This is a genomic window from Pseudomonas gozinkensis (genome assembly GCF_014863585.1).
GTDB lineage: Bacteria > Pseudomonadota > Gammaproteobacteria > Pseudomonadales > Pseudomonadaceae > Aquipseudomonas > Aquipseudomonas gozinkensis.
In genome coordinates this window covers 5537501-5556093 of sequence record NZ_CP062253.1, presented here as the reverse complement: position 1 = coordinate 5556093, position 18593 = coordinate 5537501, and the positions used below count along the sequence as shown (strand labels likewise).

Genomic DNA, 18593 nt, shown 5'->3' with positions numbered 1-18593 from the left:
CGGGTTCTCGCTCGTTCCGGCAGATGGGTAGAATCGTTTCTTTTCCCTCGTTGAAGGAAGGCCAATGGCTCAGCCCTACAGTGCGCGCAGTCGTGCGATCGAACCGTTCCATGTCATGGCGTTGCTGGCGCGGGCCAATGAATTGCAGGCCGCCGGCCACGACGTGATCCACCTGGAAATCGGCGAGCCGGACTTCACCACCGCCGAGCCGATCATCCGCGCGGGCCAGCAAGCCCTGACGGCGGGGAAAACCCGCTACACCGCGGCCCGTGGCATTCCCGAGCTGCGCGAGGCGATTTCCGGTTTCTATCAAACGCGCTACGGCCTGAACATCGATCCCCGACGGATTCTCATTACTCCCGGCGGTTCCGGCGCGTTGCTGCTGGCCAGTGCGTTGCTGGTGGATCCGGGCAAACACTGGTTGCTGGCCGACCCCGGTTATCCTTGCAACCGGCATTTTCTGCGACTGGTCGAAGGTGCGGCGCAGCTTGTACCGGTGGGCCCGGACGTTCGCTACCAACTGACGCCGGACCTGGTGGCGCGCCACTGGGATCACGACAGCGTCGGTGCGCTGGTCGCCTCGCCGGCCAACCCGACCGGTACGATTCTGACCCGCGATGAGCTGGCCGGGTTATCCAAAGCCATCAAGGCGCGTCACGGGCATCTGGTGGTGGACGAGATCTATCACGGCCTGACTTATGGCACCGACGCGGCCAGTGTGCTGGAAGTGGATGACAGTGCATTTGTCCTCAACAGTTTCTCCAAATATTTCGGCATGACCGGTTGGCGCCTCGGCTGGCTGGTGGCGCCGGATGCGGCGGTCAGTGAGCTGGAAAAACTCGCGCAGAACCTCTACATCAGCGCGCCGAGCATGGCCCAGCACGCGGCGCTGGCCTGTTTCGAACCGGACACCATCGCGATTCTCGAAGAGCGCCGCGCCGAATTCGGCCGCCGTCGCGACTTCCTGCTGCCGGCACTGCGGGAGCTGGGCTTCAACATCGCTGTCGAACCGGAAGGTGCGTTCTATTTGTATGCAGATATCAGCCAGTTCGGCGGCGATGCCTTCGCGTTCTGCCGGCATTTCCTTGAAACCGAACATGTAGCGTTCACGCCGGGGCTGGATTTCGGCCGCTATCAGGCCGGTCATCATGTGCGGTTTGCCTACACGCAAAACCTCCCTCGCTTACAGGAAGCGGTGGAACGCATCGCCCGTGGCTTGAAGAGCTGGCAAGGCTGATGCGCTTTCATCCTCCTCTCGAAGAAGGTCGGTTGATCCGCCGTTACAAGCGTTTTCTCGCCGATATCGAAACCGTTGGCGGCGAGTTGCTGACCATTCATTGCCCGAACACCGGCTCGATGCTCAATTGCCAGGTCGAGGGCGGGCAGGTCTGGTTCAGCCGCTCCAATGACCCCAAGCGCAAGCTGCCCGGTACGTGGGAAGTCGGCGAAACACCGCAGGGTCGGCTGTTTTGCGTGAACACCGGACGCGCCAACGCACTGGTCGAAGAGGCCTTGCTGGCGGGCGTCATCAGAGAGCTGAACGGTTTTACCGGGCTCAGGCGCGAAGTGGCGTACGGACAGGAAAAGAGCCGGATCGATTTTCGCCTCGACTATCCGACTGGCCCGGCGTACGTGGAAGTGAAAAGCGTCACGCTGGGTTTCGACGGCACGGCGGTGGCGGCGTTTCCCGATGCAGTGACAGAGCGCGGCGCCAAGCATTTGCGTGAGCTGGCGCATCTGGCCCGGGACGGGATTCGCGCGGTGCAGTTGTACTGCGTCAATCTCACGGGTATCGAAGCGGTGCGGCCGGCAGAAGAAATTGACTCGGCCTACGCCGCTGCGCTACGTGAGGCGGTGGCGTGCGGGGTCGAAGTCCTGGCGTATGGTGTGCGTTTGAGCCATGAAGAGATGGTGATCGACCGGCGTCTGGACGTGCTGCTCAACGGTTAAACGTCGATCCACAGCCCTTGCGCGTCTTCACGGCAAGGGATGGCCGTCAGCGCTTGCCCGGCGCAGGGGCCGGCGACGCATTCTCCGTCCTCGATCAGAAACAGTGCGCCGTGGGTGGCGCACTGGATCAGGCTGTTGCTCGGGTCGAGAAACTGGTCGGGGTGCCATTCCAGGCCGACGCCCCGATGTGGGCAGCGATTGACATAGACGTAAGCCTGCCCCGCGCGGCGCACGGCAAACAGTTTTTTTCCGTCGATATCGAAACCGCGACTGCCGCCCTCAACCAGATCGGCACCCGCGCAAAGAAACTTCATGGCTATCCTCAAATGTCGGCTCGTGTCTGGATATGTCCGAGCTTGACGTTCAAATGCAAACAATTATCAAATGGCCGCCTTCACCCGTGGCGAGGTGACCGCTGCCGAGGATACTTGGCCTGCCGTTCCGATGCCCGGGAAAACCTTTCAAGGAAGCTGTCTATGCGCCTGAGTACCCGCGTTGCCGTGCTGTGTGTCGGACTTTTGGTCAGCCACCAGGCTGCAGCGGCCGAGTTGCCGCAACGTTGGGTCAGCGCCGGCGGCGCCTTGTCGGAGTGGGTGAGTGCCCTGGGCGGCGAAGCGAAACTGGTGGGCGTCGACACCACCAGCCAGCATCCGCAATCCCTCAAGTCCCTGCCGAGCATCGGCTATCAGCGCAGCCTGTCGGCCGAAGGCATACTAAGCCTGCGCCCGGATATTCTCATCGGCACCGAGGAAATGGGCCCGCCGCCAGTGATCTCGCAGGTTCGCAGCGCCAAGGTCCAGGTGGAGTTGTTCTCGGCTCAGCCGGATCTGCCGACGCTGGAAAAAAACGTCACTCATCTCGGGCAACTGCTGGGCGCCGAAAGCCAGGCCGCGCAATTGCTGCAAAGTTATCAACAGCAACTCGAAGCGCAAAAAGCGCGCGTGGCTGAGGCGCAGACCAAGCAAAAAGCACCGGGTGTGCTGTTGCTGCTCGGCCATGCTGGCGGCAAGCCACTGATCGCCGGCAAAGACACCGCCGCCGACTGGCTGCTGCAACAGGCGGGCGGGCATAACCTTGCGACCCACACAGGTTACAAACCGTTTTCCGTGGAATCCCTGGCCAGTCTCGATCCTGAAGTGCTGGTGTTCGCTGACCGCGCGCTGACCGGCGAGGCGGCGAAAGCGGCGCTGTTCAAGGAAAACCCGATCCTCAATTCCAGCCGTGCGGCCAAGACCGGACGCGTGCTGGAGCTGGACCCGACGCTGCTGGTGGGCGGGCTCGGGCCGCGTTTGCCGGCAGCGCTGAAGACCCTGACTGACGGTTTCTATCCGGCCCAGAGCGGCCAATGACCACGCTGGTCAAACCCCGTGGCTTGTTTATCGGCCTGATCCTGCTGTGTCTGCTGGCGATCTGGCTGTCGCTGGCGTTGGGGCCGGTCAGTCTGCCGTTGTTCGATACCTTGCGCGCGGCGCTGCGCATGATTGGTGTGCCGCTGGCGCCGGACGGGCTGGAACAGGCTGAACTGATTCTCGGGCAGATTCGTCTGCCGCGTACGTTGCTGGGGCTGGCAGTCGGCGGTGTGCTGGCACTGTCCGGGGTGGCGATGCAGGGGCTGTTTCGCAATCCGCTGGCCGATCCGGGGCTGGTCGGCGTCTCGAGCGGCGCGGCGTTGGGCGCGGCGGTGGCGATTGTCGGCGGTTCGTTTTTCGGCGGTCTGCCGGAGTGGTTCGGGCCTTACCTGTTGTCGGTTTGCGCGTTCCTTGGCGGGCTCGGCGTGACGGCGTTGGTTTATCGACTCGGTCGCCGTAACGGGCAGACGAATGTTGCGACCATGCTGCTGGCGGGGATTGCGCTGACGGCGCTGGCCAGCTCGGCGGTGGGGCTGTTTACCTATCTGGCCGACGACGCGACGTTGCGCACGTTGACGTTCTGGAACCTGGGCAGTCTTAACGGCGCGAGTTACGCGCGGTTGTGGCCGCTGCTGATCATCACTGTCGGTGTTGCACTCTGGCTTCCACGTCGGGCCAAAGCGCTCAATGCGTTGTTGCTTGGCGAATCGGAAGCCGGGCATCTGGGGATCGATGTCGAACGGCTCAAACGCGAACTGGTTTTCTGTACGGCGCTGGGTGTCGGCGCGGCGGTGGCAGCGGCGGGCATGATCGGCTTTGTCGGGCTGGTGGTGCCGCATCTGGTGCGTTTGCTCGCGGGGCCGGATCACCGGGTATTGCTGCCGGCATCGGTGCTGGCGGGGGCCAGTCTGTTGCTGCTGGCGGATCTGGTGGCGCGGCTGGCGCTGGCGCCGGCGGAGCTGCCGATCGGTATCGTCACGGCATTCATCGGTGCGCCGTTCTTCCTTTATCTTTTGTTGCGAGGGCGTGCCTGATGCTGCGTGCGCACAATCTGCACATCCGCCGTGGCCGCAAGACCGTTCTGGCCGATGTCAGCCTGCAACTCGAACCGGGCGAAGTGCTGGGTGTGCTGGGGCCGAACGGCGCCGGCAAAAGCACCTTGCTCGGCGCGTTGTGCGGTGAGTTGAGCGCCAGCGACGGTGAAGTGCTGCTGGATGGTGAGGCGTTGAGCGATTGGAGTGGCACTCAGCGCGCCCAGCGGCTCGCGGTGTTGCCGCAGGTGTCGACCCTGGACTTCGCCTTTCGTGTTGAGGAAGTGGTCGGTATGGGGCGGCTGCCTTATCAGAGCGGACGTTTGCGCGATGACGAGATCGTCGCTGCCGCATTATTGGCGGCCGATGCCGGGCACCTGAGTGGCCGCAGTTATCTGGCGCTGTCTGGCGGCGAGCGTCAGCGGGTGCATCTGGCGCGGGTGCTGGCACAGCTCTGGCCGGGTCAGGCGGGGCAGACGTTGCTGCTCGACGAGCCGACCTCAATGCTCGATCCGCTGCATCAACATACGACGCTGCAAGCGGTGCGCGAATTTGCCGATCGCGGCGCGGCGGTGCTGGTGATCCTGCATGATCTGAACCTCGCGGCACGCTATTGTGATCGCATCTTGCTGCTTGAACGCGGACGCCCGGTGGCGCTGGATACGCCGCAGCAAGTGTTGCGTCCGGAATCGCTGAAGGCGGTTTTCGGTCTGGAAGTACTGGTGCAGCCGCACCCGGAGCGCGGGCATCCGCTGATTATCGCCCGCTGATTTCGTCATCGAGGTGAGGGCATGCGCAGGATTTTGCTTTTAGCGGTGTTGTGGCTTGCGGGTTGCCAGCATGTGGCGCCGCCGCCGGTCGTGGGCGAAATCCGTGATCTGCGCAGCGGCGAGAGTCTGACGGCGCAGCAATTACTGACGCAACTGAGCAGACCGTCGAGGCTGATCATTGGCGAACAGCATGACAATGCCGATCACCACGCCCTTCAATTGTGGTTGTTGCAGAACCTCGAAGAAGCGCGCCCCCAGGGCAGTCTCCTGCTGGAAATGCTGACGCCCGATCAACAGTCGCGGGTCGATGACGTGCGCCATGCCGCAACACCCCCGGTTGATCTTCCCGCTGCATTGGCTTGGCAGGACGGTTGGGACTGGAATCTCTACGGCCCGATTGTGCGGTTCGCCTTGACGCAATCCTGGCCGTTGCTGGCGGCCAACCTCGATAACATCGAAATACGCGCGTTCTATCGCGATCCTCCGGTTTTGAGCGGTGAGCGCAGCAACGCCAAATCTGTGAAAGAGACGCTGTTGGCGCAGATCGGCGATTCTCACTGCGGCTTGCTGCCGTCATCACAGATGCCGGCGATGCTGGCCGTTCAGCAACAACGGGATCGGCGAATGGCCTCGCGTTTATTGGCGGCGCCCGCGCCTGCGTTGTTATTGGCGGGTGCGTATCACGCGCGCAAGGATGTGGGTGTGCCGCTGCATGTGCTGGATCTGGGCGCGCCCGACGCGCCGACGGTGCTGATGCTGGCGGAGCAGGGCAGTCAGATTACGGCGGCGATGGCTGATTATGTCTGGTTTACCCCGGCCACACCGAAACCGGATTATTGCGCCGAGATGCGTAAACAGTTCGGCAAGCAATGACTTTTCCACAGGCAAAAAAAGACCCGGTAAAAACCGGGTCAAATAACCGTGATTAGCCTGATGAGGAGATAATCTGAGAGTCCGAACCAAGGGCTTTTCAGAATATCGACTGATCTCGCGACCAGTTGTGATAATCATAGCGATTCTCATTACCAAGTCAACTGCTGTTTTTCCATTTCTGTCTTTTTGTCCCGGCAATGGCGTAAACGCCCCGTGAATGCGGGCCTCAGGTCTGGCTGCCAAATGCTGTTAGCTGCTTGTTGAGCTGGTCGATACGTCGCGCCATGCTTTCGATCAGGCTGTGGGCGATTTTCGGATTGGTGCGGGTCATGGTCAGAAACTGATCGCCGGGAATCAGCATCACGGTGCTTGCTTCCCGGGCAATCACCGTGGCATTGCGCGGTTCGCCTGTGAACACAGCCATTGCGCCGAATATTTCATCCTTGGGCACGTCGCCTACCTTGTGCCCGTTAACAAACGCTTCGGCGTGCCCTTCGATAATCACGAACACATGATCGGCGTCATCACCCTGGCGGATCAGAACGTCCCCGGCTTCAACCCGCTTGAAACCATTGGTGCTGCGAAACTCGCGCGGCTTGAACTCGGCGACTGCGTGCGCCAGCAACGCCATCTGCCCGAGCAGGTAGCGCACAAACTGCTCAGAGCGCGACGTTTCGCCGTACACATGTTGAAACAAATCGCTTCGACGATAGGGTAGTAGTGTCAGCGGGTAATCCGTGTGCAGCGTGCAATCCGCCCACTCCGACCCCTGTTGCAGACCGATCAAATCTCCCTCATGCCAATAGAACAGACCACGGCCACCCAGTCGGCCGGTGATGACACCCTGCGTCAGCAAGAACAACTGCTCGTCCGGCAAACTTGCCAACAGATCATCCCTGGCTTCCAGTTCCAGGGCCGGCCCGCACGGCGCCAGGCCTTCAAGCCATTGCGCAGGCAAGCTCTGCAAGTGGTTGATCAATGCATCGGCCTGAGCCGATTGTTCCCCGAGCAGGTACATGACGGTCTATGCCCGTTAGTTCTTGTGGCGGGATGAAATGGCTTCCAGTTGCTTGTTCAGCGCATCCTTGCGTTCGGCGGGAATGTCGTTCCAGTGCACATCCATTAACGCCCCTTCGATCGCATACAACAACACCTTCGACGCCCGGAACCCGCGCGTGCGCACGGCCCGATAGGCATCCACGGCGCCCAGGCGACGCAGATCCGAGGCGCTGTGGATGCCCACGGCATGCAGCCATTGCGCCGACGTCTTGCCAAGATTCTTCAGGTGTTGCAGTTCATCATTCATCAAGCCTCCTTGCGACGGCCGAATGGTGCGTGGGCGATCTTCTCAGGAGTGTAGCCATCAGTAGGAAAAGCGTGGTTGTTTGGTCGGATTCGACGCAAACGCTTCTAAGAAACGCCAGTTTCCGCTGATGAATCAGGATGGGAGGGCGAGAGCGAATGACCCATAGCACGCAGTCCAGCGCAAAGCGGGGGCGCTGGACGGTTCAGTTTTTTAAAGACTCAGCGGGTGCGATAGCGCAGGCGCGTACCGAAATTCATCGACATCAGGATTTCGTCGGCACTCAGTTCCGGCGGGAAGTAGGCCCCGGAAATCTGCGCATGGGCCAGGCTCGCCCCTTCCAGCGAGGCGTTGCGAAAGTCGATGCCGCGCAGGTCGGCGGAACGGAAGTAGGCGTCCCGGAAATCCACGCCATCGGCGTTCAGTTCACGCAGGTCGAGGCCGCGGAAGTCGCCGCCGATCATGTCGATCGGGCCGTCTTTCGGCCGTTCATTGTTGAAGCCTGTGATGTCGTCTTTGTGCAGCAAGGCATAAAGCGGGGTGTCGAGAAGTTTCGGCTGGCTCATGTCAAATCACCTGTTGGTTTTATGACGCCAGTATAGTGCCACTATTTGACGGCCGTGAAGCAAGCGAGGGCTTCACGGCCGAAATAGTTTCTTACAGACCTGGCAGGCGCTGGCGGATCTGCGCCACAACAGTGTCGAGGGTGCCGGATTCGTTGGTCTGCACGCGTTTGCTGCGCAGGATTTCTTCCGGCGTCAGGGCTTCGCGGTTGGCCTGTTGTGCTTCGATCACGGCGAGGGTCGCGTCGGACGGATCCTTCTTGTCTGCCTGACGAATCGCCAGCCAGCTCTCGATCACTGCCTGCGGAGCGTTGCAGTCGAGGATCAGGAACGGCGTGCCAGTGGCTTCGGCGATCTTGGCGGCGTTGTCGCGTTGCTCGCGCTTGAGGTAAGTGGCGTCGATCACCACCGGGAAACCTGCGTGCAGGATCACTTCGGCGATTTCATGCAGGCGGGCATAGGTTGCAGTGCTGGCATCGGCGCTGTAGATCCCGGCCTGAACATCATTGGCAACGGTTTGCTCGCCGAACAGACGCTTGCGCTCGACATCGGAACGCAGGCGGATCGCGCCCAGCGCTTCGACCAGACGCATGGCCACATGGCTTTTGCCTACAGCGGACACACCGTGGGTAATTGCCATGAAACGCGAAGGAATGGTGCTGTAGCTTTCCGCCAGGTTGGCGTAGTTGCGGTACTGGCGCAGTGTAGTCGCGCGCTGCACCGGAGTGGCGTCGGCCGGCATGCTGAACAGCGCAACCTTCGCACGCACCAGTGCGCGGTAGGCCTTGTAGAAGTTCAGCACTTCCAGGCCTTGATAGTCGCCGGTCAGTTCCAGGTATTGACTGATGAAGCGACGGGCAAGGGATTTCAGGCCACGGTCTTCCAGGTCCATTGCCAGGAAGCCGGTATCGGCCCAGACGTCGGTGAAACGGAACGGTTCGTTGAATTCGATGCAGTCGAAGATCACGACTTTGCCGTCGATCAGCGTGGCGTTGCCCAGGTGAATGTCACCGTGGCACTCGCGAGTGAAACCGTCAGCCTTGCGCTGCGCGAACAGCGGTTTCAGGCGATCAAAGCTGCTTTCAGCCCAGGCTTGCAGGGCATCGAGCTGCAGCAGGTCGTTCTTGTCGCTGAGGAACGGCAGGATCTGTTCGAAGTTCTGGCGCACCGGCGCCATGACGCTTTCAGGTGTGCCGGCATCGTGCTCGGCCGGGACTTTCGGCGCGTTGAGGTGAAAGCGGGCGATCTGTTCGGCCATCGCGTCGATGTGTGCGGTAGTCAGCTCACCGTTGGCTTGCAGGGTGCTGAGCAGGCCGGTCTGCGGGAACTGGCGCATTTTCAGCACGTATTCGATGGCCGGGCCGTCGCCGCCCAGTTGCGGGGCTTCGGCGCTGCCGGTCACTGGAATCACTTCCAGATACAAATCTTCGGTCAGGCGCTGGTTCAGGCGCAGCTCTTCACCACAGAAATGTTCGCGGGAATCCAGGCCGGTGAAATCAAGGAAGCCGAAATTCACCGGCTTCTTCACTTTATAGGCGTAAGGACCGGTGAGCAGTACCCACGAGATATGGGTTTCGATGACCTGGAACCCTTCGACGGGATGCGGGTAGAGGGCCGGGTTTTGCAGGGCAGCGATCAGGGACTGGCTCACGGACGATCCTTCAGGGACTGGGGAAAATTCAAGGCGCTCATTATGGCCGCTCGCCAGCCCGACGCAAACCTCGGAGCGCTCCTGTTGAGTATGAATAAAGTGCGTATAATCCGCCGCCATGACTCGTACTCGATCCCCCCGTACCCCTAAAAAACCAGCTTCCCGGGGCCTGCGCCCATGGTTGGGCTGGGCCCTTAAACTCAGTCTGGTCGGCCTTGTGGTGCTGGCCGGCTTCGCCGTTTACCTCGATGCGGTGGTGCAGGAGAAGTTCTCCGGCAAGCGCTGGACCATCCCGGCCAAGGTGTACGCGCGCCCGCTCGAGCTGTTCGTCGGACAGAAGCTGAGCAAGGACGATTTCCTCACCGAACTCGATGCCCTGGGCTATCGCCGCGAAGCCGTGAGCAACGGTCCCGGCGCAGCGGCGGTCAATGGCAACACGGTTGATCTGAATACCCGAGGCTTCCAGTTCTACGAAGGCCTTGAGAAACCGCAGCCGGTGCGCGTGCGTTTTTCCGGCGATTACGTGGCCGAGCTTTCTGCGACCAACGGTTCGAAGCTCTCCGTGGTACGCCTGGAGCCGCTGATGATCGGCGGTATCTACCCGAAAAACCTCGAAGACCGGATTCTGATCAAGCTCGATCAGGTACCGCCGTATCTGCTGGAAACCCTGGTCGCCGTGGAAGACCGGGATTTCTACAGCCACTGGGGCGTGTCTCCGAAATCGATTGCCCGCGCAGTCTGGGTCAACACCTCGGGCGGCAAGATGACTCAGGGCGGCAGTACGCTGACCCAGCAACTGGTCAAGAACTTCTACCTCACCAATGAGCGCAGCCTGACCCGCAAGCTCACCGAAGCGATGATGGCGATGCTGCTGGAGCTGCATTACGACAAAAAGGAAATCCTTGAGGCTTACCTCAACGAAGTCTTTGTCGGGCAGGACGGCCAGCGCGCGGTGCATGGTTTTGGTCTGGCGAGCCAGTTCTTCTTCGCCCAGCCCTTGTCCGAGTTGAAGCTGCATCAGGTCGCGCTGTTGGTCGGCATGGTCAAAGGTCCGTCTTATTACAACCCGCGTCGCAACCCGGAGCGGGCGCTGGAACGACGCAATCTGGTGCTAGACGTGCTTGAGCAGCAAGGTGTCGCTTCCGCCGAACAGGTAGCCGCTGCGAAGAAAATGCCTCTGGGCGTGACCACGCGCGGCAAATTGGCCGACAGTTCTTTCCCGGGCTTCATCGATCTGGTCAAGCGCCAATTGCGTGAAGATTACCGCGACGAAGACTTGACCGAAGAAGGCCTGCGGATCTTCACCAGTTTCGATCCGATCCTGCAGATGAAAGCCGAAGCCTCGGTCAACGACACCTTCAAGCGCCTGTCGGGTCGCAAGGGTTCCGACGATGTGGAAGCGGCGATGGTCGTGACCAATCCGGAAACCGGTGAAGTTCAGGCCATGATCGGCAGCCGTCAGGCGAGTTTTGCCGGGTTCAACCGGGCACTGGATGCCGTGCGGCCGATCGGCTCGCTGATCAAGCCGGCGGTTTATCTCACGGCACTGGAGAAACCGAGCCAGTACACGCTGACCAGTTGGCTGTCGGACGACCCGCTTTCAATCAAAGGTGCGGACGGGCAGGTCTGGAAACCGCAGAACTACGACCGTCGCTCCCACGGTACGGTATTCCTGTATCAGGGGCTGGCACATTCCTACAACCTGTCGACCTCGCGTCTGGGGCTGGCGGTCGGCGTTCCGAATGTCCTCAAGACCTTGGGCCGCCTGGGCGTGACCCGCGAGTTCCCAGCGTTCCCGTCGATGCTGCTCGGCGCTGGCGGCATGACCCCGATCGAAGTCGCGACCATGTACCAGACCCTGGCCAACGGTGGCTTCAATACGCCGATGCGCGGGATCCGCAGCGTGCTGACTGCCGACGGCGAGCCGCTCAAGCGTTATCCGTTCCAGATCGAGCAGCGTTTTGATCCGGCCTCGATCTACCTGATCCAGAACGCCATGCAGCGGGTCATGCGTGAAGGTACCGGCAGTTCGGTTTATAACGTGTTGCCAAGGACCCTGACACTGGCGGGCAAGACCGGTACCAGTAACGATTCGCGCGACAGCTGGTTCGCCGGCTTCAGTCAGGATCTGCTGGCGGTGGTCTGGCTTGGCCGTGACGACAACGGCAAGACGCCGTTCACCGGGGCCACCGGTGCATTGCAGGTCTGGACCAGTTTCATGCGCAAGGCCGATCCGCTGCCGCTGGACATGCCGCAGCCGGACAACGTGGTGCAGGCCTGGGTCGATTCGCGTACCGGCCAGGGCTCCGATGCCAACTGTCCGGGCGCCGTGCAGATGCCGTATATTCGCGGCAGCGAACCGCCACCCGGCGCCTCCTGCGCGGGCGAAAGCCCGGCATCGGGCGAGTCGGTGATGGATTGGGTCAAGGGCTGGATGAATTAAGCAAAGAGGGTTTCAAGTGAACAAGTGGTTGATTCCAGCGGTGACCGCCGTGGCTTTGCTCAGCGGCTGCTCCACCGTACAGCGTGGTTCGATTCCGGTTGTGGACTCCGGCACCGCTGTGTCCAACAGCGAGCGCATTTCGGCCAATGGCGGTTTCCGTCAAACGACGGTGAAACGTCCTGCACAGGCACAGACCCAGGCGATCCCGCAAGGCGATACCGGTGTGGTGGTGATGGTGCCGGGCGGCGCAGCGGCTTCGGCACCGATCAGCACCTCGCCGATCGTTCCGGGCCCGGCGTCTGGCGGCATCACGCCGGGGCCGTACAACCCTTCGCCGGTCGAGTCGGCGCCGATCAACGCCGGCAGCTACAGCATGCCTTCGACGCCGAGCGGCATTCCTTCGGCCAGCAGCAGCAGTGGTGGTCTGTCTGCCGATGAACAACTGGACGGCCCGGTCCTGGCACTGTTGACCACTGCACAACAGCAGCAGGCCGGTGGCGACCTCAACGGTGCGTCCTCCAGTCTGGAGCGCGCCCAGCGTGTAGCGCCGCGCGAGCCGCAAGTGCTCTACCGTCTGGCGCAGGTGCGCATGGCCCAAGGCGATGCGCCACAAGCCGAACAGACCGCTCGTCGTGCACTGACCATGGCCAATGGTCGTCCGGACTTGCAGGCCAGTCTGTGGGAGTTGATCGCCCAGGCACGTGAGAAACAGGGTGATTCCGCCGGCGCCACTCTGGCCCGTCAGAAGGCCAAGGTTTCGCTGTGATGGACAGTCGTTTCTCCAAAGTCGCCGATCAATTGCTGTTGATCGAGCGTGAACTGCGCGCCCAGGGCTGGTGGGATGACGTCCAGCCTTCGGTTGAAGCCTTGAGCAGTGTCGAGCCGTTTTCGGTCGACACCCTCGATTTCGAGCAGTGGCTGCAATGGATCTTCCTGCCGCGCATGAAGATGATCCTCGAACAGGATCTGCCATTGCCCAATGCCTCGGGCATTCAGGAAATGGCCGAGATGGTATTTGCCCAGCGCAACCTGCAGGGCAAGGATCGGCAGCTTCAGGTCTTGCTCAAAGAGTTCGACCTGCTGATCACCGCTTCGCGATGAACCGGAAACTGCCAGTGGTTACTGGCAGTTTTCCGCAATCTGTTTTTGTGCCTCCGCAGTACGTTGCTGGCGCTGGTCGTCGCTCAGCCGCCGCAATTCTCCCTCTACTTCCTCCCTCAAGCGCGGATTGTTCTGCAGTTGCGCGAGATTCGTCCGCGCCTGTTCGCAAAATGCCTTGAGTTGATTCTGTTGCTCGGCCACTTGCTTCTTGACCGTGTCATCAATGGCTTTCTGATCGCCCAACGCGCCGCCGCCTGGTAATGGCGCCGGTTTTGGCGCGGGTGAGGAGGGCGACTCCATGGCGGTGGATGACTGCCCTTGTGGTGGCTGTTGATCGAAATGGGTGACGCCCTGGGCATCGACCCATTTGTAGATCTGACCAGCCATGCACCATGGGCTGGCGCTGATTAGTAGAGTCAGGAGAAGCGTTCGCATGCTGATTCCTTGGCAAAACTGCGCAATTGAAGCTAACAGAGTAGCGGTTTCCAGGTTTTTTCTTGCGTTCTCATGTGCTTACCCACAATTAAGCACATTGACGGCTTGACTTGGAGAGGGCGAAACAGAAGAATCCAAAGTCCGCTGTACAGGGACTGCCAGAAGCAGACCCTCTCGGCAGATCATGAGGCGCATATCCGCGTCGACCTGTTACACCCGCAACGCGTTACCTCGCGCTGGGTGGGAAAGGCCCGCAACACTTGGGACGATCCCAATACTTGCTCAGTCAGTGCTGACGTAGTCGGCGACCACCGTCGCTCATGCTCTGCCGAGAAGTAAACCTATTAAGACCCGTTCGCTTTTTTGTGGACGGTATTCTGGCGTTTTAGAGGTGAACAACGTGGAGCTTTTATCTGGCGGTGAGATGCTCGTCCGCTTTTTGCGTGACGAAGGCGTCAAATATATCTACGGGTACCCGGGTGGTGCTCTCCTTCATGTTTACGATGCCCTGTTCAAAGAACCGGAAGTGACCCACATCCTGGTTCGTCACGAACAAGCGGCTACCCATATGGCTGACGGCTACGCCCGTGCCACCGGTAAAGCCGGCGTGGTATTGGTGACTTCCGGTCCAGGCGCCACAAACGCCATCACCGGTATCGCCACTGCCTATATGGACTCGATTCCAATGGTGATCATTTCCGGTCAGGTGCCAAGCACCATGGTCGGCACCGACGCGTTCCAGGAAACCGACATGATCGGTATCTCCCGGCCGATCGTGAAGCACAGCTTCATGATCAAGCACGCTTCGGAAATCCCGGAAGTCATGAAGAAGGCCTTCTACCTGGCGCAATCCGGTCGTCCGGGCCCGGTCGTGGTCGATATCCCGAAAGACATGACAAACCCGGCCGAGAAGTTCGAATACATCTTCCCGAAGAAAGCCAAACTGCGTTCCTACAGCCCGGCCGTTCGCGGTCACTCCGGGCAAATCCGCAAGGCGGCAGAAATGCTCCTGGCGGCCAAGCGTCCCGTGCTGTACTCCGGCGGTGGCGTGATCCTCGGCAACGGCTCCGCGCCGCTGACCGAACTGGCGCAAATGCTCAACCTGCCGGTGACCAATACTCTGATGGGCCTGGGTGGCTACCCTGGCACTGATCGTCAGTTCATCGGCATGCTCGGCATGCACGGCAGCTACACCGCCAACCTGGCGATGCACCATGCCGACGTGATCCTGGCAGTCGGTGCGCGTTTCGACGATCGCGTGATCAACGGCGCGCCGAAGTTCTGCCCGAATGCCAAGATCATCCATATCGACATCGACCCGGCTTCGATTTCCAAGACCATCAAGGCCGACGTGCCAATCGTTGGTCCGGTGGAAAGCGTCCTGACCGAAATGGTCGCGATCCTCAAGGAAATCGGCGAAACCCCGAACAAGGAAGCCGTTGCCAGCTGGTGGAAGCAGGTTGATGAATGGCGCGGTGATCGCGGCCTGTTCCCTTACGACAAGGGCGACGGCAGCAAGATCAAGCCACAGACCGTGATCGAAACCCTGTGCGAAGTGACCAAGGGCGACGCCTTTGTGACCTCCGACGTGGGCCAGCACCAGATGTTTGCTGCGCAGTACTACAAGTTCAACAAGCCGAACCGCTGGATCAACTCCGGTGGCCTGGGCACGATGGGCTTCGGTCTGCCGGCCGCGATGGGTATCGCGCTGAGCTTCCCTGACACCGATGTTGCGTGCGTCACCGGTGAAGGCAGTATCCAGATGAACATCCAGGAACTGTCGACCTGCCTGCAATACGGTTTGCCGGTCAAGATCGTCATCCTGAACAACGGTGTTCTGGGCATGGTTCGTCAGTGGCAGGACATGAGTTACGGCAGCCGTCACTCGCACTCCTACATGGAATCCTTGCCTGACTTCGTCAAGCTGGCTGAAGCCTATGGTCACGTCGGCGTGCGCATCACCGAATCGAAAGATTTGAAGTCGAAGATGGAAGAAGCGTTCGCCCTGAAGGATCGCCTGGTCGTGATCGACATTTCGGTCGACACCAGCGAGCACGTCTACCCGATGCAGATCAAAGACGGCTCCATGCGCGATATGTGGCTGAGCAAGACGGAGCGTACCTAATCATGCGGCACATTATTTCCTTGCTTCTGGAAAACGAACCCGGTGCTTTGTCTCGCGTAGTCGGCCTGTTCTCGCAGCGCAACTACAACATCGAAAGCCTGACCGTGGCGCCAACCGAAGACCCGACCCTGTCGCGTCTGACGCTGACCACTGTTGGCCACGATGAAGTCATCGAGCAGATCACCAAAAACCTGAACAAGCTGATCGAAGTGGTCAAGCTGGTGGACCTGTCGGAGAGCGCTCACATCGAGCGCGAACTGATGCTGGTCAAGGTCAAGGCCACTGGCGCCCAGCGCGCCGAGATCAAACGCACCACCGATATTTACCGTGGACAGATCGTCGACGTCAGCGCCAGCGTGTATACCGTTCAACTGACCGGTACCAGCGACAAGCTCGACAGCTTCATTCAGTCCATCGGCACCGCATCGATTCTGGAGACCGTCCGCAGCGGCGTCACCGGTATTGCCCGCGGCGACAAAGTACTCAGCATCTAAACCAAATTAGCGAATGGCCTGAACGGCCTGGATATAAAGGGGAAATTCATGAAAGTTTTCTACGATAAAGACTGCGACCTGTCGATCATCCAGGGCAAGAAAGTTGCCATCATCGGTTACGGTTCCCAGGGCCACGCCCAGGCGTGCAACCTGAAAGATTCCGGTGTCGACGTTACCGTCGGTCTGCGTAAAGGTTCGGCTACCGTTGCCAAGGCTGAAGCCCACGGCCTGAAAGTGACCGACGTGGCTGCCGCTGTTGCCGGCGCCGACCTGGTCATGATCCTGACCCCGGACGAGTTCCAGTCCCAGCTGTACAAGAACGAAATCGAGCCGAACATCAAGAAAGGCGCCACCCTGGCCTTCTCCCACGGCTTTGCGATCCACTACAACCAGGTTGTTCCGCGTGCCGACCTCGACGTGATCATGATCGCGCCGAAAGCCCCAGGCCACACCGTACGTTCCGAGTTCGTGAAAGGCGGCGGTATCCCTGACCTGATCGCGATCTACCAGGACGCCTCGGGCAACGCCAAGAACGTTGCGCTGTCCTACGCCGCCGGTGTGGGTGGCGGTCGTACCGGCATCATCGAAACCACCTTCAAGGACGAGACCGAAACCGACCTGTTCGGCGAACAAGCCGTTCTGTGTGGCGGTACCGTTGAACTGGTAAAAGCCGGTTTCGAAACGCTGGTTGAAGCTGGCTACGCGCCGGAAATGGCCTATTTCGAGTGCCTGCACGAACTGAAACTGATCGTTGACCTCATGTACGAAGGCGGTATCGCCAACATGAACTACTCGATCTCCAACAACGCTGAGTACGGCGAGTACGTGACCGGTCCGGAAGTGATCAACGCCGAATCCCGTCAGGCCATGCGCAACGCCCTGAAACGTATTCAGGACGGCGAATACGCCAAAATGTTCATCAGCGAAGGCGCAACCGGCTACCCTTCGATGACCGCCAAGCGTCGTAACAACGCCGCTCACGGTATCGAAATCATCGGCGAGCAACTGCGCTCCATGATGCCGTGGATCGGTGCCAACAAGATCGTCGACAAAGCCAAAAACTAAGTCGTCGAACCTTGTATGAAAAAACGCGGCCTCGGCCGCGTTTTTTCGTATGGGCTGGCGGTTCTGGTATAAAGCTGCATCGTTTGTGGCCGAACCGTCGTCCCAGACACCTGTCGAAAATGTCCAATCCGTTGCAAGGTACTGTCCATGAGCGAACGTCACGAAGAGCCGAACCAGGCTTCCGACGCCGAAAGCCTGCTGCCCATCGATGAGCACATCGAAGAAGGGCATGATGCAGAAGGCCGTAAAGTCCGGCATCGCGGTATCTATCTTCTGCCGAATCTGTTCACCACTGCGAACCTGTTCGCAGGGTTCTATTCCATCATCAACTCGATGAGCGCTCAGGCAGCGTTGAGCGCCGGAGACTCGGCGAATGCGAGCAAGTATTTCGCTTTCGCGGCTATCGCGATCTTCGTTGCCATGGTGCTCGACGGTCTCGACGGCCGTGTGGCGCGCATGACCAACACGCAAAGTGCGTTCGGCGCCGAGTACGACTCGCTTTCGGACATGGTTGCCTTCGGCGTTGCTCCGGCTTTGCTGGCTTTCGGCTGGGCGCTGGGTGACATGGGCAAGGTCGGCTGGATGGTTGCCTTCATCTATGTGGCGGGGGCGGCATTGCGTCTGGCGCGCTTCAACACTCAGGTGGGTACCGCCGACAAGCGCTACTTCATCGGTCTGGCCAGCCCGGCTGCTGCCGGTGTGGTTGCGGGGATTGTCTGGGCGTTCAGCGATTACGGAATCCAGGGTTCGAAGATGTCATTCCTGGTCGCGCTGATGGTGGCGGCTGCCGGCATGCTGATGGTCAGCAACATCAAGTACAACAGCTTCAAGGAGCTGGACTTGAAGGGCCGCGTGCCTTTCGTGGCGATCCTTGCAGTGGTGCTGGTCTTTGCCGTGGTGTTCAGCGATCCGCCTCGCATTCTGCTGCTGGTGTTCCTCGCCTATGCCGCGTCGGGTCCGGTGCAGTATCTGTTGCATCTTCGTCGTCACAAACACGCCGAGTGATGTAATTTCCCTCATACTCCGCAGTCTATGGTGCATCTGTCCTCCAAAGCTGCGGAGTTGCCATGCTGATCAAAGTCCCCAAAGCGTCCGACTGCCATGAGTCGGACGTCACGCCTGAATCCATTTATCTCTCTCGCCGACAATTGCTTGGAGCGACCGCGGCCGGTCTGGCCATGAGCAGTCTGCCGCGCTGGGCCAGTGCCGAAGAGGCTGCCCGCTATGCCGATGTCGAAGCCGGAAAGGCGCCCGCCTGGTTTGCCGAGAAATTGCCCTCTGTCAAATGGGGAGGGGTGAACGTCAAGGATGAGGCGATCACACCTTTCAAAGACGCGACCCACTACAACAACTTCTATGAGTTCGGCACCGATAAGGGTGATCCGGCGGCCAATGCCGGTTCGTTGAAAACCGAGCCGTGGAGTGTGGTGGTGGACGGGG

At 60.3% G+C, this 18593-nt stretch carries 20 protein-coding genes (1 of these 20 cut by a window edge); 14 read left to right on the top strand and 6 right to left on the bottom strand.

All coding sequences use genetic code 11. From position 1 onward, the window contains the following. The first annotated feature begins 64 nt into the window (after nucleotides 1-64). Nucleotides 65-1237, top strand: coding sequence for a pyridoxal phosphate-dependent aminotransferase (locus IHQ43_RS24725; protein ID WP_192562422.1), 1173 nt, complete (start codon nucleotides 65-67; stop codon nucleotides 1235-1237). Continuing rightward, nucleotides 1237-1950 (top strand): DNA/RNA nuclease SfsA, encoded by a 714-nt coding sequence (sfsA, locus tag IHQ43_RS24720; RefSeq protein WP_192562421.1) that lies wholly within the window; start codon nucleotides 1237-1239, stop codon nucleotides 1948-1950. The genes IHQ43_RS24725 and sfsA overlap by 1 nt, the downstream gene beginning before the upstream one ends. On the opposite strand, the gene IHQ43_RS24715 is transcribed toward sfsA, so the two are convergent. Next, complete coding sequence (locus tag IHQ43_RS24715; protein WP_192562420.1) at nucleotides 1947-2264, bottom strand: Rieske (2Fe-2S) protein; 318 nt, start codon at nucleotides 2262-2264, stop codon at nucleotides 1947-1949. The two genes, sfsA and IHQ43_RS24715, sit on opposite strands and share 4 nt — an antisense overlap. 162 nt (nucleotides 2265-2426) lie before the next feature. On the opposite strand from IHQ43_RS24715, the gene IHQ43_RS24710 reads away from it, so the two are divergent. The 4 genes from IHQ43_RS24710 to IHQ43_RS24695 are packed head-to-tail and all read left to right on the top strand — an operon-like array spanning nucleotide 2427 to nucleotide 5973. Then, nucleotides 2427-3299, top strand: a complete 873-nt coding sequence (locus IHQ43_RS24710) for a heme/hemin ABC transporter substrate-binding protein (protein WP_192562419.1) — start codon at nucleotides 2427-2429, stop codon at nucleotides 3297-3299. Nucleotides 3300-3349: 50 nt separating this feature from the next. Beyond that, complete coding sequence (locus tag IHQ43_RS24705) at nucleotides 3350-4333, top strand: FecCD family ABC transporter permease (protein WP_192565057.1); 984 nt, start codon at nucleotides 3350-3352, stop codon at nucleotides 4331-4333. Further along, nucleotides 4333-5100 carry a heme ABC transporter ATP-binding protein gene (locus tag IHQ43_RS24700; RefSeq protein WP_192562418.1) on the top strand — a complete coding sequence of 256 codons (768 nt, stop codon included), beginning with the start codon at nucleotides 4333-4335 and terminating at the stop codon, nucleotides 5098-5100. Before IHQ43_RS24705 ends, IHQ43_RS24700 begins: the two co-directional genes overlap by 1 nt. 21 nt (nucleotides 5101-5121) lie before the next feature. Continuing rightward, nucleotides 5122-5973, top strand: a complete 852-nt coding sequence (locus IHQ43_RS24695) for a ChaN family lipoprotein (RefSeq protein ID WP_192562417.1) — start codon at nucleotides 5122-5124, stop codon at nucleotides 5971-5973. Between the two features lie 226 nt (nucleotides 5974-6199). On the opposite strand, the gene IHQ43_RS24690 is transcribed toward IHQ43_RS24695, so the two are convergent. The 4 genes from IHQ43_RS24690 to IHQ43_RS24675 all read right to left on the bottom strand — a co-directional run bounded on the left by IHQ43_RS24690 (nucleotide 6200) and on the right by IHQ43_RS24675 (nucleotide 9490). After that, the gene (locus tag IHQ43_RS24690) at nucleotides 6200-6991 is read right to left on the bottom strand and encodes a Crp/Fnr family transcriptional regulator (RefSeq protein ID WP_192562416.1); all 792 of its coding nucleotides are present in this window, start codon (nucleotides 6989-6991) and stop codon (nucleotides 6200-6202) included. Nucleotides 6992-7006: 15 nt separating this feature from the next. Continuing rightward, on the bottom strand, nucleotides 7007-7279 hold the full coding sequence (locus IHQ43_RS24685; protein WP_003228231.1) for a TfoX/Sxy family protein: 273 nt from the start codon (nucleotides 7277-7279) through the stop codon (nucleotides 7007-7009). Nucleotides 7280-7497: 218 nt separating this feature from the next. Continuing rightward, on the bottom strand, nucleotides 7498-7842 hold the full coding sequence (locus IHQ43_RS24680) for a pentapeptide repeat-containing protein (protein ID WP_192562415.1): 345 nt from the start codon (nucleotides 7840-7842) through the stop codon (nucleotides 7498-7500). Nucleotides 7843-7933: 91 nt separating this feature from the next. Beyond that, nucleotides 7934-9490, bottom strand: coding sequence for a bifunctional aminoglycoside phosphotransferase/ATP-binding protein (locus IHQ43_RS24675; RefSeq protein WP_192562414.1), 1557 nt, complete (start codon nucleotides 9488-9490; stop codon nucleotides 7934-7936). 118 nt (nucleotides 9491-9608) lie between these two features. Here IHQ43_RS24675 and mrcB point away from each other — a divergent pair, with 118 nt between their 5' ends. Genes mrcB through IHQ43_RS24660 form a run of 3 tightly spaced genes read left to right on the top strand, consistent with a single transcriptional unit; the run spans nucleotide 9609 to nucleotide 13034 of the window. Further along, nucleotides 9609-11933, top strand: a complete 2325-nt coding sequence (gene mrcB, locus IHQ43_RS24670; RefSeq protein WP_102686292.1) for a penicillin-binding protein 1B — start codon at nucleotides 9609-9611, stop codon at nucleotides 11931-11933. A 16-nt stretch (nucleotides 11934-11949) separates the two neighbouring features. Further along, nucleotides 11950-12699 (top strand): tetratricopeptide repeat protein, encoded by a 750-nt coding sequence (locus IHQ43_RS24665; RefSeq protein WP_192562413.1) that lies wholly within the window; start codon nucleotides 11950-11952, stop codon nucleotides 12697-12699. Then, nucleotides 12699-13034 carry a YqcC family protein gene (locus IHQ43_RS24660; RefSeq protein ID WP_064599443.1) on the top strand — a complete coding sequence of 112 codons (336 nt, stop codon included), beginning with the start codon at nucleotides 12699-12701 and terminating at the stop codon, nucleotides 13032-13034. The genes IHQ43_RS24665 and IHQ43_RS24660 overlap by 1 nt, the downstream gene beginning before the upstream one ends. A gap of 18 nt (nucleotides 13035-13052) precedes the next feature. Here the strand turns inward: IHQ43_RS24660 and IHQ43_RS24655 are convergent, their stop codons facing one another. Next, on the bottom strand, nucleotides 13053-13469 hold the full coding sequence (locus tag IHQ43_RS24655; RefSeq protein ID WP_192562412.1) for a DUF4124 domain-containing protein: 417 nt from the start codon (nucleotides 13467-13469) through the stop codon (nucleotides 13053-13055). A 400-nt stretch (nucleotides 13470-13869) separates the two neighbouring features. Between IHQ43_RS24655 and IHQ43_RS24650 the strand changes: the two genes are divergently transcribed. The 5 genes from IHQ43_RS24650 to msrP form a co-directional block, all read left to right on the top strand. Then, nucleotides 13870-15594 (top strand): acetolactate synthase 3 large subunit, encoded by a 1725-nt coding sequence (locus tag IHQ43_RS24650; RefSeq protein ID WP_007959659.1) that lies wholly within the window; start codon nucleotides 13870-13872, stop codon nucleotides 15592-15594. A 2-nt stretch (nucleotides 15595-15596) separates the two neighbouring features. Further along, nucleotides 15597-16088, top strand: coding sequence for an acetolactate synthase small subunit (ilvN, locus tag IHQ43_RS24645; protein ID WP_003176102.1), 492 nt, complete (start codon nucleotides 15597-15599; stop codon nucleotides 16086-16088). A gap of 48 nt (nucleotides 16089-16136) precedes the next feature. Then, on the top strand, nucleotides 16137-17153 hold the full coding sequence (gene ilvC / locus IHQ43_RS24640) for a ketol-acid reductoisomerase (RefSeq protein WP_007959661.1): 1017 nt from the start codon (nucleotides 16137-16139) through the stop codon (nucleotides 17151-17153). 147 nt (nucleotides 17154-17300) lie between these two features. Beyond that, nucleotides 17301-18158 (top strand): CDP-diacylglycerol--serine O-phosphatidyltransferase, encoded by an 858-nt coding sequence (gene pssA / locus IHQ43_RS24635; protein WP_192562411.1) that lies wholly within the window; start codon nucleotides 17301-17303, stop codon nucleotides 18156-18158. 62 nt (nucleotides 18159-18220) lie between these two features. Beyond that, a protein-coding gene (gene msrP, locus IHQ43_RS24630) for a protein-methionine-sulfoxide reductase catalytic subunit MsrP (RefSeq protein ID WP_192562410.1) crosses the window boundary here: on the top strand, nucleotides 18221-18593 show its start. 641 nt of this gene lie beyond the right edge of the window; the window shows 373 of its 1014 coding nt (coding positions 1-373); the start codon lies at nucleotides 18221-18223; its stop codon lies beyond the right edge, outside the window.

Bases quoted from the DNA above. Each gene is read 5' to 3' on its own strand.
- mrcB (WP_102686292.1), top strand. From the start codon at position 9,609: ATGACTCGTACTCGATCCCCCCGTACCCCTAAAAAACCAGCTTCCCGG.
- IHQ43_RS24685 (WP_003228231.1), bottom strand. From the start codon at position 7,279: ATGAATGATGAACTGCAACACCTGAAGAATCTTGGCAAGACGTCGGCG.
- IHQ43_RS24680 (WP_192562415.1), bottom strand. From the start codon at position 7,842: ATGAGCCAGCCGAAACTTCTCGACACCCCGCTTTATGCCTTGCTGCAC.
- IHQ43_RS24655 (WP_192562412.1), bottom strand. From the start codon at position 13,469: ATGCGAACGCTTCTCCTGACTCTACTAATCAGCGCCAGCCCATGGTGC.
- IHQ43_RS24660 (WP_064599443.1), top strand. From the start codon at position 12,699: ATGGACAGTCGTTTCTCCAAAGTCGCCGATCAATTGCTGTTGATCGAG.
- ilvN (WP_003176102.1), top strand. From the start codon at position 15,597: ATGCGGCACATTATTTCCTTGCTTCTGGAAAACGAACCCGGTGCTTTG.
- pssA (WP_192562411.1), top strand. From the start codon at position 17,301: ATGAGCGAACGTCACGAAGAGCCGAACCAGGCTTCCGACGCCGAAAGC.
- IHQ43_RS24715 (WP_192562420.1), bottom strand. From the start codon at position 2,264: ATGAAGTTTCTTTGCGCGGGTGCCGATCTGGTTGAGGGCGGCAGTCGC.
- IHQ43_RS24725 (WP_192562422.1), top strand. From the start codon at position 65: ATGGCTCAGCCCTACAGTGCGCGCAGTCGTGCGATCGAACCGTTCCAT.
- IHQ43_RS24710 (WP_192562419.1), top strand. From the start codon at position 2,427: ATGCGCCTGAGTACCCGCGTTGCCGTGCTGTGTGTCGGACTTTTGGTC.
- IHQ43_RS24690 (WP_192562416.1), bottom strand. From the start codon at position 6,991: ATGTACCTGCTCGGGGAACAATCGGCTCAGGCCGATGCATTGATCAAC.
- IHQ43_RS24695 (WP_192562417.1), top strand. From the start codon at position 5,122: ATGCGCAGGATTTTGCTTTTAGCGGTGTTGTGGCTTGCGGGTTGCCAG.
- ilvC (WP_007959661.1), top strand. From the start codon at position 16,137: ATGAAAGTTTTCTACGATAAAGACTGCGACCTGTCGATCATCCAGGGC.
- IHQ43_RS24700 (WP_192562418.1), top strand. From the start codon at position 4,333: ATGCTGCGTGCGCACAATCTGCACATCCGCCGTGGCCGCAAGACCGTT.
- sfsA (WP_192562421.1), top strand. From the start codon at position 1,237: ATGCGCTTTCATCCTCCTCTCGAAGAAGGTCGGTTGATCCGCCGTTAC.